11 protein-coding genes are annotated in these 14,000 nt (G+C 48.7%); 8 read left to right on the top strand and 3 right to left on the bottom strand.

All coding sequences use genetic code 11. The annotated features are described in order from the left end of the window. The first annotated feature begins 54 nt into the window (after positions 1-54). Complete coding sequence (gene cstA, locus MKX80_RS15555; RefSeq protein ID WP_268343283.1) at positions 55-1,851, top strand: carbon starvation protein CstA; 1,797 nt, start codon at positions 55-57, stop codon at positions 1,849-1,851. A gap of 33 nt (positions 1,852-1,884) precedes the next feature. Here cstA and sspI read toward each other — a convergent pair whose 3' ends face one another. Continuing rightward, entirely contained in the window at positions 1,885-2,097 is a 213-nt protein-coding gene (gene sspI / locus MKX80_RS15550; RefSeq protein WP_023855460.1) for a small acid-soluble spore protein SspI, read from the bottom strand. A gap of 117 nt (positions 2,098-2,214) precedes the next feature. Between sspI and MKX80_RS15545 the strand changes: the two genes are divergently transcribed. The 3 genes from MKX80_RS15545 (at position 2,215) to pheT (ending at position 6,789) form a co-directional block, all read left to right on the top strand. After that, positions 2,215-2,961 carry an RNA methyltransferase gene (locus MKX80_RS15545; protein ID WP_154995554.1) on the top strand — a complete coding sequence of 249 codons (747 nt, stop codon included), beginning with the start codon at positions 2,215-2,217 and terminating at the stop codon, positions 2,959-2,961. 363 nt (positions 2,962-3,324) lie between these two features. Then, positions 3,325-4,359, top strand: coding sequence for a phenylalanine--tRNA ligase subunit alpha (gene pheS, locus MKX80_RS15540; RefSeq protein ID WP_076793188.1), 1,035 nt, complete (start codon positions 3,325-3,327; stop codon positions 4,357-4,359). A gap of 15 nt (positions 4,360-4,374) precedes the next feature. Continuing rightward, on the top strand, positions 4,375-6,789 hold the full coding sequence (gene pheT / locus MKX80_RS15535) for a phenylalanine--tRNA ligase subunit beta (RefSeq protein WP_268316223.1): 2,415 nt from the start codon (positions 4,375-4,377) through the stop codon (positions 6,787-6,789). A gap of 59 nt (positions 6,790-6,848) precedes the next feature. Here the strand turns inward: pheT and MKX80_RS15530 are convergent, their stop codons facing one another. Both MKX80_RS15530 and rnhC read right to left on the bottom strand, forming a co-directional pair. Next, positions 6,849-7,652 (bottom strand): hypothetical protein, encoded by an 804-nt coding sequence (locus MKX80_RS15530; RefSeq protein ID WP_182070253.1) that lies wholly within the window; start codon positions 7,650-7,652, stop codon positions 6,849-6,851. 211 nt (positions 7,653-7,863) lie between these two features. After that, a complete protein-coding gene (gene rnhC / locus MKX80_RS15525) occupies positions 7,864-8,805 on the bottom strand; it encodes a ribonuclease HIII (protein ID WP_234112158.1) in 942 nt (313 codons plus the stop codon). 149 nt (positions 8,806-8,954) lie between these two features. Between rnhC and zapA the strand changes: the two genes are divergently transcribed. From zapA to MKX80_RS15505, 4 genes are all read left to right on the top strand, one after another. Next, positions 8,955-9,212, top strand: a complete 258-nt coding sequence (gene zapA / locus MKX80_RS15520) for a cell division protein ZapA (RefSeq protein ID WP_020452506.1) — start codon at positions 8,955-8,957, stop codon at positions 9,210-9,212. Between the two features lie 8 nt (positions 9,213-9,220). Continuing rightward, complete coding sequence (locus MKX80_RS15515) at positions 9,221-9,757, top strand: CvpA family protein (RefSeq protein WP_154997608.1); 537 nt, start codon at positions 9,221-9,223, stop codon at positions 9,755-9,757. A 143-nt stretch (positions 9,758-9,900) separates the two neighbouring features. Further along, positions 9,901-11,616: a DNA polymerase/3'-5' exonuclease PolX gene (polX, locus tag MKX80_RS15510; protein WP_154997606.1), complete on the top strand. Its 1,716-nt coding sequence runs from the start codon at positions 9,901-9,903 to the stop codon at positions 11,614-11,616. 16 nt (positions 11,617-11,632) lie between these two features. Beyond that, entirely contained in the window at positions 11,633-13,990 is a 2,358-nt protein-coding gene (locus MKX80_RS15505; RefSeq protein WP_268363679.1) for an endonuclease MutS2, read from the top strand. Positions 13,991-14,000: the final 10 nt, after the last annotated feature.

Raw genomic sequence — 14,000 nt, 5'->3', positions numbered from 1 at the left:
GCTTACATAAAATATGAGATATGTTAAAAAAGAAACAAAGGGGGGAGGAATTGGATGAATGCAATAACAATTGTGATCGCTTCCATCTGTATTTTGGCGATCGCCTATCGTTTGTACGGAACATTTATGATGGTGAAAGTGTTGAAGGTTGATGATGACAAGCCGACTCCTGCCCATCTCCAGAAAGACGGCAAAGATTATGTGCCGACGAACAAATGGGTGTCTTTCGGCCACCACTTTGCGGCCATCGCAGCTGCAGGGCCGCTTGTCGGGCCGATCTTGGCGGCGCAGTTCGGCTACTTGCCGGGGCTGTTGTGGCTCTTGATCGGAGCGGTGATCGGGGGAGCCGTGCATGATATTGTCGTTTTGTTTGCGTCCATGCGGAGGAAGGGAAAGTCGCTTTCAGAAGTGGCGAAAGAAGAGCTCGGGCCTGTTGCGGGATTTTGCACGGGGCTTGCGATGCTGTTTATTATTACGATCACGATGGCAGGGCTGTCGATGGTTGTACTTCATGCGCTTGAACGCAATCCGTGGGGGACGTTCGCCGTTGCGATTACAATTCCGATCGCGATGGGGGTCGGTTTATTTTATAAAAAGACAGGTAACTTAAAATTAGCGTCAACCGGAGGATTTATTTTGCTGATGGCCGGTGTCTTCATCGGGCCCTCCATCGCGGAGACGCCGCTTGGAGACGCCTTGACGCTCGATACGAAAACGCTTGCTGTCGCACTTCCTGTCTATGCATTTTTTGCAGCGGCGCTCCCTGTCTGGCTGCTGCTTGCACCGCGCGATTATTTGAGCAGCTTTATGAAAATCGGAGTGTTTATCGCCTTGATTGCCGGGGTGTTCGTCGTCAATCCGGCGATTCCGTTTCCGGCATTTACCGAGTTCACGGGCGGAGGGGGACCTGTATCGCCTGGTCCAGTCTGGCCGTTTATTTCAATTACGATCGCCTGCGGCGCGATTTCCGGCTTCCATGCATTTGTCGGTTCAGGCACGACGCCGAAAATGCTTGATAAGTGGAGCGACATGAAATTCGTCGGCTTCGGGGCGATGCTCGTTGAGTGTCTTGTCGGCATCATGGCTTTGATCGCGGCAACGGCCTTGCAGCCGGGCGATTATTTTGCCATCAACAGTTCACCAGAAGTCTTTCGGACGCTTGGCATGAATGTCGTCCACCTGCCTGAACTCAGCCGCGAAATCGGTCTCGATCTTGAAGGAAGAACAGGCGGAGCTGTTACCCTTGCCGTCGGCATGGCTTATATTTTTACGGATATTCCGTTTTTCAGCCATTTGGCCTCTTACTTTTTTCAATTTGTCATCATGTTTGAAGCTGTCTTTATTTTAACGGCGATCGATGCCGGTACAAGGGTGGCGCGTTATTTGATTCAAGACTTTTTCGGGGAAGTGTACAAACCGCTGAAAAAAACGGACTGGCTTCCGGGTTCGGTCGCAGCGAGCGCCCTTGCCTGTTTCATGTGGGGGTATTTGCTGTATTCAGGCGATATCAGCTCGATTTGGGCGCTGTTTGGCGTATCCAACCAGCTGATGGCATCCGTCGGTTTAATTATCGGAGCGACGGTCATTTTAAAAATTGCGGACAAACGGCGTTATATGCTGACATGCCTCATTCCGCTCGCTTATTTGTATGTGACGGTCAACTACGCGGGATACTGGATGATCAAAAACGTTTATTTTAATGCGGAAGCTGCCGGTTTCAGCTTTTTAAACGGCATTTTATCGATCATTATGCTGCTGTTGGGACTGGTGATCATGGCGGCTGCCATTAAAAAATGGACGGAGATTTGGCGTGATCCGGCTTTGCGGATGGAGCCTTCTATTCCTGGATGATCAAATAAACCGGGGCCATTTCAGGCCGCCGGTTTATTTCGTTTTTAAGCCTTGTTCCAATGTCTCGAGCATTTCGGTTTTGTCTGATTCAGTTGCGTGCTGCCAGATGACCTCGAACAACACACCCAATCCTGGAAGCATTTTTTCTTCACCGCTTTGGATCGCATCGACAATCGTATGCTCAAGCTCTTCTTGCGAGTTTCCTGATACATTGGCAATAACGGCATGGCGCAAATTCAAATCCATCATTTTTCACTCCATTTCATCATCTGATTTTCTATATTCTGCCTCGCTTTCGGGTTTATTATGTATCATTGATGAGATATAATGTGACTATTGCGAGACAAAAGGAGTCAAAACGATTTGAAACGAATTGAATCAGCTAAAAATCAAAAAGTGAAGGATTGGAAAAAACTTCACGCAAAAAAAGAGCGGACAAAAACCAATACTTTCTTAATAGAAGGCGAGCATCTTGTTGAGGAAGCGCTGAAGACACCGGGTGTTGTGAAAGAAATCATGGTCGCAGACGAAGCGGACTTCCCGGCTATGATTGATGAGTCTGTTGCCCGCTATATTTTGAGCGCTGATGCTTTTTCGGCGATTGCCGAAACGGAGACGCCTCAGGCTGTCGCCGCTGTATGCCGTATGCCCGAAAGCGGACCATTTCAATACGAAAAGGTGCTGCTTGCGGATGCTGTGCAAGACCCGGGCAATTTAGGGACGATCATCCGGACGGCAGATGCAGCGGGGATCGATGCGGTTGTTATCGGACAAGGCACTGTCGACCCTTACAATGCCAAAACGCTCAGGTCGGCTCAAGGCTCGCATTTTCACATTCCGATTTTAAAACGCGAGCTTTCAGAGCTGATTGAAGAGCTGAAGGGAAAAAGCGTCCCGGTTTACGGCACAGCGTTGCAGGATGCCGTGCCATTTAGAGAAGCGGAGCCGTCACAGTCATTTGCGCTTTTGATCGGAAATGAAGGATCTGGGGTCGATCCGGATCTCCTCGCACAGACTGACCAAAATCTGTACGTTCCGATCTACGGAAAAGCGGAGTCGCTGAATGTGGCGGCCGCAGCCGCGGTCCTTCTTTATCATCTCCGCGGATAACCGGTTGCACAGGACCATGTATTTCACTATAATGAATGTAATATGTTTAAAAACAGTGATAGAGGCTCCGTTTTTTCACATGCCGTCATTAAGGGAGAAAATGCCTTAGACTGCAAGCATTTTTATGGCAGGCCGGAAAAACGCTTCACCTCTTGAGTTGTCACCGGGACCGCGTCTCTCAAGGGATGTGTAAAGGTGAACCGGATTCATTCCGTTATGCCAATGAAGTAAGCAGCAAAGCTTTTTTGCTTTGTTTTAAAAAAAGGGTGGTACCACGGCCACGATTCGTCCCTTTCAATATGAAAGGGGCTTTTTCTATTGCCTAAAAAAACAGGTTGCTACATAAAAGGAGGAGTTTTTAAGATGCAGGAAGAGCTGAAACGGCTTGAGAAAGAAGCGGTTGAAAAAGTGGAAGCCGCTGGTTCATTAAAAGAAGTCAACGACGTCCGCGTTGCGTACCTGGGAAAAAAGGGACCGATCACAGAAGTGCTTCGGGGAATGGGAAAGCTGTCCGCTGAAGAAAGGCCGAAAATGGGCGCCTTGGCGAACGAAGTAAGAGAGAAAATCGCCGCGGCGATTGCCGAAAAAAATGCCCGCCTTGAGGAAGAAGAGGTGAAAAGGAAGCTGAAAGAACAGACGATTGATGTGACGCTTCCGGGAAGCCCTGTGAAAACAGGAGCACGGCATCCGCTGACGATCGTTATTGAAGAAATCGAAGACTTGTTTATCAGCATGGGATATTCGGTGGAAGAGGGTCCTGAAGTAGAAACCGACTACTATAACTTCGAAGCGCTCAACCTTCCGAAAGAGCACCCGGCCCGCGATATGCAAGACAGCTTTTATATTACGGAAGATACGCTGATGAGAACACAGACTTCTCCTGTTCAGACGCGCACGATGGAAAAGCATAAAGGCAAAGGCCCTGTCAAAATCATCTGCCCCGGCAAAGTGTACCGCCGCGACAATGATGATGCGACACATTCCCATCAGTTTATGCAGATTGAAGGGCTCTGTGTTGACCGCAATATCAGCATGAGCGACTTAAAAGGAACCCTTGAAACGGTCGCGAAAAAGATGTTCGGTGAAGAGCGCGAAATCAGACTGCGTCCAAGCTTCTTCCCGTTTACAGAGCCGTCTGTCGAAGTCGATGTTTCCTGCTTTAAATGCGGAGGCAAAGGCTGCTCCGTTTGTAAACAAACGGGCTGGATCGAAATTCTCGGCGCCGGAATGGTGCATCCGAACGTGCTCGAAATGGCCGGATTCGATTCCAAACAATATCAGGGATTTGCTTTTGGAATGGGTGTTGAACGAATCGCAATGCTGAAGTACGGCATTGACGACATTCGTCATTTCTATACGAACGATGTCAGATTTTTATCTCAATTTAAACAGGCTTAAAGAGGAGGACGCGTGATGTTTGTTTCATATAAATGGCTGCAGGAATACGTGAATTTAGACGGGATGACTCCCGAGATTCTCGCTGAAAAGATTACGAGAAGCGGAATTGAAGTGGAAGGCATCGAATATAAAGGAGAAGGAATGAAAGGCGTTGTCATCGGACATGTGCTGGAGCGCGAACAGCATCCGAACGCTGACAAATTAAACAAATGCCTCGTCGATATCGGTGAAGAAGAGCCTGTCCAGATCATCTGCGGGGCTCCGAACGTGGACAGAGGGCAAAAAGTAGCTGTCGCCACGGTTGGTGCGGTATTGCCCGGCAATTTTAAAATCAAAAAAGCGAAGCTCCGCGGGGAAGCGTCTAACGGCATGATCTGCTCTTTGCAGGAGCTTGGCATTCAAGGCAAGCTTGTGCCGAAAGAATATGCGGAAGGCATCTTCGTCTTCCCGGGCGATGCTGAAACCGGTGCGGACGCCCTTCAAAGCCTGGCGCTCGACGATGCGGTTCTCGAACTGGGACTGACGCCAAACCGCGCCGACGCCATGAACATGCTCGGCGTTGCCTATGAAGTGGCTGCGATTCTCGGCCGTGAAGTCAAGCTCCCTGAGACGGCTTATCAGGCAGGCGCCGAAAAAGCGGCGGACTATATTTCTGTCAAAATTGAAGATACAGAAGCCAATCCTTTATACGCGGCAAAAATCATTAAAGACGTCAAAATCGGCCCGTCACCGCTTTGGATGCAGACGAAGCTGATCAATGCCGGAATCAGACCGCACAACAATGTCGTCGATATTACGAACTTTGTGCTGCTCGAATACGGTCAGCCGCTGCACGCGTTTGATTATGACCGCTTCGGCTCAAAAGAGGTCGTCATCCGCAAAGCGTACGAGAACGAAACGATAACGACGCTCGACGAACAAGAAAGAACGTTGACGCTTGAGCATCTTGTCATCACAAATGGCTCTCTTCCGCAGGCTGTCGCAGGCGTAATGGGCGGAGCGGACTCCGAAGTCCGCGAAGATACGGCGACAGTGCTGCTTGAGGCGGCGTATTTTAACGGACAGACCGTCCGCAAAGCATCAAAAGATCTCGGTCTTCGCAGCGAATCAAGCGTCCGCTTTGAAAAAGGCATCGATCCCGCACGGGTGCGCCTCGCGGCAGAACGCGCGGCAGATTTGATCAGCCGGTATGCCGGGGGAACCGTCTTGGAAGGTACGGTTGAAGAAAACCATCTTGACATCAAAGAGAATGTCATTCGCCTTTCCGTTGATAAAGTGACGAAGGTTCTCGGCATGTCCATCAGCAAAGAAGAAATGGTCAGCATTTTTGAAAGGCTCGGCTTTGCCGTTGAAGACGCTGAACGTGAGCTGGTCGTGACGGTTCCATCAAGAAGAGGCGATATTGCAATTGAAGAAGACTTGATCGAAGAGGTCGCTAGACTGTACGGATATGACAACATTCCGTCGACACTGCCTGAAGTGACAGGCTTTGCGGGCGGACTGACACCTTATCAGGACAAGCGCAGAAAAGTAAGGCGCTTTTTGGAAGGGGCAGGGCTTTCCCAGGCGATCACATACTCATTAACAAACGATAAAAAAGCAACGGCTTACGCATTGGAAAAATCGTTTAAAACGATCCTTTCGCTGCCGATGAGCGAGGAAAGAAGCGTGCTGAGGCACAGCCTGCTCCCTAATCTGCTCGATTCGGTTGCATACAACTTGGCAAGGCAGGCCGATTCAACTGCTTTTTATGAGATCGGTTCAGTTTTCTTGAAAGCCGAAGAACATACGAAACCTGTCGAAAAAGAACACGTCGCGGGAGCCGTGACAGGCCTGTGGCACAAAAACCTCTGGCAGGGCGAGAAAAAGCCGGTTGATTTCTTCGTCGTAAAAGGCATCGTCGAGGGTCTGTTGGAAAAGCTCGGAATCACCGACGGCATCGAGTTCGCTCAATCTGAAAGAAAAGAGCTTCATCCTGGGCGGACAGCCAATATTTTGCACAACGGCTCATTAGTCGGCTTCATCGGCCAGCTGCACCCGTCAGTTGAAAAAGAGCTGGATTTGAGCGACACGTATGTGTTTGAGCTGGACCTGCACGAGCTCCTTCGATTGGATGTACCGGAGATCACGTATACACCAATTCCGAAGTATCCTTCTGTTACAAGGGATATCGCGCTTGTTGTAGACAAAGAAACAACGGCCGGCCAGCTTGAGGACGTCATCAAAACAGCAGGCGGCAAATGGCTCAAAGAAGTCCATGTCTTTGACGTCTACGAAGGCGAGCACATGGAAGAAGGCAAGAAATCCGTCGCCTTCAGCCTGCAATATTTAAATCCTGAACAAACATTGACCGAAGAAGAAGTGACAAAAGTTCACGACCAAGTGCTCAAGGCACTTGAGGACACATATCAGGCTGTATTGAGAGGATAAAGAAAAACCGGTCCCCGATCATTCGGGAACCGGTTTTTTGTCTTCAACATGGTCAAAAGCTACTGACGCTTCAGAATCCGTTCGATTTTTTCTTCATCGGAGTCTAAAGCTCCGTACAGTACACCGGGCATGCTGTATTGATGACGTTTCCCTGCTGCAGTATAACGTAAAACAGGAGTGACCGTATAAAAATCATATTCGCCTGTCAGATCAAAAGACGGGACGACGATGTGTTTGCTTTGTTTCGCTTGAACGGCGGTCCCCTTGTCAAATGTATACGTCATGACGCCGTTTAGATCGGTGATCTTTTCAAGGGAAATATCTTTTGCCAGATTGTTTTTCAGCCGAACGTCCAAGGACGGCTTTGGATATCCTGCAGTATACTGGCCGGCAGGCGACAGATCGCCGCTTCGAACATTGTGTTCGTTTTGAAGGGTGATCTTTCCGATTTGAAATGCTTCTCTATCACATCCGTTAAAAGATATCAGCAGCTGATCCGTTTTTTCCGGTTTATCGCTGGAGATCCGGACGTCAACGATAATGTTTACGAGCATATAGCCTTTATGGCGAATCCCTGTTTCAACCTTGTAATCGCTGATTTGTATATGATCGTTATCAAAAGCGAGCGATGTAACCGTATCACCGCTTATCGGAACGCCGGTGTTTGTTTTTTGCAGGCCGAAAATGTTAAACGACATCGTCTCGTCTTCCATCACATAGCTGATGTAGTTTCGGGCAAATAAAAGCCCGTTTTCTTTATTTTCGCTGGCCTCTGTAAAGTTCGCCTTGTTGAAGAAAATAAAGAGAGAAAATGCCAGAGCTGCGCATATGGTGAGCGTGATGATCCATTTTATTTTTGACATGGTGACTCCTTTCTGAGTCTGTCGATTTGTATGAGAAGGAATGCGGAGATATTCGCAATAGTCATCCATAGAGGTCAATGATTCACCATATAAAGAAGAGAAGGTTCAAACATTTCACAGCTGGTCAAAATTCAGCAGGGGCTCTGAATTTTTGGTGAAATATGCGGGTCCAGTTGCAACGGACCCGCTCATCCAACCTAGTCGGCACCGTTTAACGTTTCGCCGCAATCCGCTTCGCCTTCTGCGTATTGGCAAAGTGCAGCTTTGTAAATACCCTCAATGCGCCTTCGCCGTGTTTCTTAATCAGCTTTGCCGCTGCTTCATCGACGAGCGGACCCGCTCCTTTCGGGAGCGTCATCCCGGCTTCTTTCGAAAGCTTATCCATCTCCATTAAAAATGAATAGCGTGCGATGATCGAGGCCGCTGCAACTGAAAGATGGATGCCTTCCGCTTTTGTGCTGAAATATGTACGTTCTTTGACGGCGGTTTTGCCTGCCAGGTGCTTGAAGTATACGGCAGGTTCTGCGAACTGGTCGATTAAAATCGCTTCCGGCCTGGTGCCGTCCAACTTTTTGAGAAGGTTGCCGATCGCCTGGTTGTGGAGAAGGGCCTTCATTTTTCCCTGGCTCATCCCTTTTTCCTGCATTTCATTATACTTTTCATTTCTCAAGACGAGCAGGCTGTAAGGGACTGTCTTGATTAAGTCGCGCGCGATCTGAACGATTTGCGGATCTTTTAAGTTCTTCGAATCTTTAACACCGAGTTCCTTTAATAGCGGCAGCTTTGTTTTGTCAGCGTATACGCACGCGACAGTGATCGGGCCGAAATAATCGCCTGTCCCGACTTCATCAGATCCGATCACGGACATGGAACCGATGCCTTCAGGCGGCTGATAGACGGACGGGATGCTTTTTTTGGATACGGGCTTTTTGGCAGCCGGTGCTTCAGCATCCGCCGTCCAGCGCTCCGCTTCCTTTTCCGCGTTTTTTCCTTGGAACAGCACCTTCCCTGACCGGTATGCTGTAATGGTGCACCCTTGGGGTTTGGCCTGGAAAACCGCGCCCTGTACCGAAAGTGAAGTCATGTCAGGCCCGTAGTAGCTTTGCATTCGTTCAATAACAGACGGGGGAACTTTTAAAACAGAATGTGACACGTTCTAATCTCCTTTATTAGCCTTAAACACGCTAAATCATTGTTTTTATAAGTGTATCATAACAGCGGAGGGCTCGTCTTTCCATTCAATCTCTAAACATGTTATGATATAGACTAGGATTCTCGCATAATTGGAATGGAGGAGAAACGTTGTCTGATGGTCAAAAAACGAAAACAACAGTTGACATCTACGGTCAGCAATTCACAATTATCGGCGATGAGAGCAAGAGCCATATGAGGCACGTTGCCTCGATTGTGGATGATAAAATGAGAGAAATCAACGAAAAAAATCCGTACCTTGATATAAATAAACTGGCCGTTTTGACGGCTGTAAATGTGGTTCACGATTATTTGAAGCTGAAGGAAGAGCTTGAGAGATTAAAAGGACAAATTAAAGAAAAGGATTGAACATCACGATGTTAGATATCATCATTATCATTTTGCTTTTGTCCGGTTTGTTTATTGGACTCAAAAGAGGGTTTATCCGCCAGTTTATCCGTTTGGTTACGTTTATCGCAGCGATCGCTGTGGCAGCAACCTATTACGGCGACCTTGCGCCTAAGCTCGGCTGGATTCCGTCTCCCGACTTTACGGGCGGCCAGGCTGCGCTGGCGTTTGTAAACGGAAGCCTTGAAGGCGCTTATTACAATATGATTGCGTTTTTGATTCTCTTTTTCCTGACGATTATCCTTTTGAGAATTGCCGCATCGTTTTTGGATGCCGTTGCAAGCATACCGGTTCTTAAACAGATCAACCAAGTACTCGGAGCCGTGCTCGGTTTTGCGGAAATCTATCTGTTCGTGTTTGTCGTTCTGTTCATCGGAACGCTTCTGCCGATCGATGTCCTGCAAAACATGATGGCCGGATCGGTCATGGCTGATTTGATCATTCATAAAACACCGTTTTTATCAAACATGTTAAACAATCTGCTGCATCAGTACGGATCTTTGTAAAAACTTCTCTGTTTGTAGGGAAGTTTTTTTTCGGGGCTCTTGAGAACCTCGGAAGCTGTCGGATATGCCTGTTTGTTGTAGGAACAGCCAAAAATTTGTATGATTGAAGCAGGATGAACGAGGGGAAACAAGAGGTGAACAACATGCATAAAAAAGATATTATCAAATTACTTGAAACGATTGCGATATATATGGAACTAAAAGGAGACAACCCGTTTAAAATCTCCGCTTTCAGAAAGGCTGCGGCAGCTCTTGAACAAGACGACAGAAGCCTCTCGGAAATCGATGATATGATGTCCCTGTCCGGGATCGGCAAAGGCACATATGCTGTCATCAAGGAATATATGGACACGGGAGCATCCGGAACGCTGGAACGATTAAAGGAAGAGGTTCCGGAAGGACTTGTCCCGCTTTTGAAGTTGCCGGGTCTCGGCGGCAAAAAAATCGCCAAGCTGTATCAGGAGCTCGGCGTCTGTGATGCGGCATCTTTAAAAGAGGCCTGCGAACAGCAAAAGGTTCAGGGGCTTGCCGGATTCGGCAAAAAAACGGAAGAAAAAATCCTGCAGGCTTTGGGTGAAGCGGGGAAACGCCCTGAACGGTACCCGATCGCGGTTGCTTTGGCCGTCGCTGACATCATCGAAGAGCAGCTTGAAGGGCTCGCGGGTCTCATCAAGTTTTCGCGGGCCGGAAGCTTGCGCCGCGCCAAAGAAACGGTGAAAGACCTCGATTACATTATGGCTGTCACTGATCCGGAACTTGTCCGGGAAGGGCTCTTAAAGCTTTCGAACATCAAGGAGGTCATTGCCGCAGGAGATACGAAAGTGTCTCTCACATTTGCGTTTGAATACGAAATCAGTGCGGATTTCCGGCTGGTGACAGAGGAACAGTTCCCAACGACGCTTCATCATTTTACCGGATCAAAAGACCACAATATCAAAATGCGCCAGCTAGCCAAAGAAAAAGGCGAAAGAATCAGTGAATACGGCGTCGAAACCGTTGAAACAGGAGAAATTAAAACCTTCTCAAGCGAAAAAGAATTTTTCGCCCATTTCGGGCTTCCGTTTATTCCGCCCGAACTGCGGGAGACGGGAAGAGAAGTCGAGGACTACAGCGACGACATCGGGCTCGTTTCCGCCGAGGATATTCAAGGAGATCTTCATATGCACTCGGCTTGGAGCGACGGTGCTTTTTCGATCAGGGAAATGGCGGAAGCATGCATGGCAAAAGGGTATCGCTATATGGCGATCACAGACCATTCCCAATATTTGAAAGTCGCAGGCGGTTTGACGCCAGAGCGCCTGCGCATGCAGGCAAAGGAAATTGATGAACTGAATAAGGAATTTACCGATTTTCATATTTTTAAAGGCGTGGAAATGGACATCCTCCCTGACGGAACACTTGATTATGACGATGAGCTGCTGGCGGAAATGGACCTTGTCATTGCTTCCATCCATTCAAGCTTTTCACAGCCGCAGCACGTGATCATGAAGCGGCTTGAAACCGCGCTGATGAATCAGCACGTTGACATTATCGCTCATCCGACCGGCCGTCTGATCGGAAGAAGAGCGGGTTATGAAGTCGATATTGACCAGCTGATCGAGCTTGCGAAAAAAACGAATACAGCATTGGAGCTGAACGCAAATCCAGCGCGGCTCGATCTCAGGATGGAACACTTGATGAAAGCGAATGCTGCCGGAGTGACACTCGTTATTAATACGGATGCACACAACACAGCGATGCTTGATGATATGAAAACGGGCGTTACGGCAGCGAGAAAAGGATGGACGCCAAAGGCCAATGTATTAAATACCCGCTCCTTTGAAGAAGTCCAGGCATTTTTGTCGCGCCATCGATCTTAAGGAGGTTTAATGGACGTTGCAGCAAAAAGCGCTATCAGCACTGGAATTTCATAAAGTAAAAGAACAGCTCACAGAGCATGCGGCATCTTCTTTGGGGAAGGAAATGCTTTTGGAACTCAAACCTTCCCGTTCGTTCGAAGAAGTCAAAAAGCTGCAGGAAGAAGTCGATGAAGCAGGAACCGTCCTGCGCTTAAAAGGAAGCGCCCCTTTCGGCGGCCTTACGGACATTAGAAAAGCGTTAAGAAGAGCAGAAATCGGCAGCATTTTAAGCCCGGCGGAATTGACTGAAATATCGGGTCTGCTTTACGCAGCAAAACAGATGAAGCACTTTCTCGAAGGCCTGTTCGAAGACGGGATTGAGATCCCTTGTCTTCACCAATATGCAGAAAAGCTCATTCCGCTTTCCGAATTGGAAAGAGACATCAATTCGTGCATCGATGATCATGGAGAAGTGCTTGACCATGCATCTGAGACGTTAAGGGGAATCAGGACTCAGCTGCGGACGCTTGAATCAAGAATCAGAGACCGGCTGGAATCGATGCTGCGTTCTTCATCTGCGCAAAAAATGCTGTCGGATACGATCATCACGATACGAAACGACCGCTTCGTCATCCCTGTCAAACAGGAGTACAGATCAAGCTACGGAGGAATCGTGCACGATCAGTCGTCTTCCGGTGCGACATTGTTTATCGAGCCTCAGGCGATTGTTGATATGAACAATGCGCTTCGCCAAGCAAAAGTAAACGAAAAACAGGAGATTGAACGGATCTTGCGCGTCCTGACAGAAAAGACGGCAGAGCACACAAATGAACTTTTTCACGATGTCAAAGTGCTCCAGACGCTGGACTTTATTTTTGCAAAAGCAAAATACGCAAAAGCGACAAAAGCGGTTAAACCGGCTGTCAACGCTGACGGTTATGTCCGCCTGATTCAAGCCCGCCACCCGCTTTTGCCCCTGGATGAGGTCGTTCCGAATGATATTGAGCTCGGCGGAGAGTATACGACAATTGTCATCACGGGCCCGAACACGGGCGGTAAAACGGTGACGCTTAAAACGCTCGGGCTTTTGACCATTATGGCGCAGTCGGGATTGCACGTACCGGCTGAAGAAGGATCAGAGACCGCCATATTTGATCAAGTATTTGCCGATATCGGCGATGAACAGTCAATCGAACAAAGCTTAAGTACGTTCTCGTCACATATGGTCAACATCGTCGAAATTTTGAAAGACATGACGGAAAACAGCCTTGTGCTTTTTGACGAGCTCGGCGCCGGGACAGACCCGCAGGAAGGTGCGGCCCTTGCGATCAGCATCCTTGACGAAGTGTGCCAGACAGGCGCACGCGTCATTGCCACGACTCATTATCCGGAGCTGAAGGCATACGGCTACAATCGCGAAAATGTCATTAATGCAAGCGTCGAATTTGATATCGATACACTATCACCAACCTACAAGCTCTTAATCGGAGTGCCCGGCCGAAGCAATGCGTTCGAAATTTCGAAGCGCCTCGGGCTGCCTGATTACCTGATCGGCCGCGCAAAAGCGGAGATGACGGCCGAACACAATGAAGTTGATACGATGATCGCATCGCTGGAAGACAGCAAAAAGCGCGCCGAAGCGGAGCTGAACGAGACCGAAGCCATCCGCGCGGAGGCTGAAGCCCTTCACCGCGACCTGCAACAGCAGATCAGCGAATGGCAGGAGAAAAAAGACAAGCTCTACGAAGAAGCGGAGCAAAAAGCGGCTGAAAAAGTCAAAGCAGCGATGAAAGAAGCAGACGAGATCATCCAGTCGCTCCGCATGATCAAAGAAGACCATAAAGCATTTAAAGACCATGAGCTGATCGAGGCGAAAAAGCGCCTTGAAGAAGCTGTGCCTTCGTTTGAAAAAGCGAAAAAGCCGGCTCAGAAAAAAACGGACAAGCGCGAATTAAAACCGGGCGATGAAGTCAAGGTTTTAACCTTTGGCCAAAAAGGGACGCTGCTCGAAAAAACGGGTGCGGCCGAATGGAATGTTCAAATCGGCATCCTGAAAATGAAGGTCAAGGAAAAGGATCTGGAATTCCTGAAATCGGCACCTGAACCCGAAAAACAAAAAACGATCGCCGCCGTCAAAGGGAAAGATTATCACGTCTCGCTCGAACTCGATCTTAGGGGAGAGCGGTATGAAAATGCGCTTCACCGGGTTGAAAAATACTTGGATGATGCGGTGCTTGCGGGCTATCCGAGAGTCTCGATCATCCACGGCAAAGGTACCGGCGCCCTCCGAAAAGGCGTCCAGGACCTATTGAAATCCCACCGCAATGTGAAAAACTCCCGGTTCGGCGAAGCGGGAGAGGGAGGATCAGGCGTCACGATTGTCGAATTAAAATAAAAAAGGGAGT

This window comes from Bacillus sp. FSL K6-0972 (genome assembly GCF_037976035.1).
Lineage (GTDB): Bacteria > Bacillota > Bacilli > Bacillales > Bacillaceae > Bacillus > Bacillus haynesii.
This window is presented reverse-complemented; position numbering and strand designations above follow the sequence as displayed.

Excerpts from the sequence above, each read along its gene's own strand:
- cstA (WP_268343283.1), top strand. The coding sequence starts at position 55 with ATGAATGCAATAACAATTGTGATCGCTTCCATCTGTATTTTGGCGATC.
- sspI (WP_023855460.1), bottom strand. The coding sequence starts at position 2,097 with ATGGATTTGAATTTGCGCCATGCCGTTATTGCCAATGTATCAGGAAAC.
- pheS (WP_076793188.1), top strand. The coding sequence starts at position 3,325 with ATGCAGGAAGAGCTGAAACGGCTTGAGAAAGAAGCGGTTGAAAAAGTG.
- pheT (WP_268316223.1), top strand. The coding sequence starts at position 4,375 with ATGTTTGTTTCATATAAATGGCTGCAGGAATACGTGAATTTAGACGGG.
- MKX80_RS15530 (WP_182070253.1), bottom strand. The coding sequence starts at position 7,652 with ATGTCAAAAATAAAATGGATCATCACGCTCACCATATGCGCAGCTCTG.
- MKX80_RS15515 (WP_154997608.1), top strand. The coding sequence starts at position 9,221 with ATGTTAGATATCATCATTATCATTTTGCTTTTGTCCGGTTTGTTTATT.
- polX (WP_154997606.1), top strand. The coding sequence starts at position 9,901 with ATGCATAAAAAAGATATTATCAAATTACTTGAAACGATTGCGATATAT.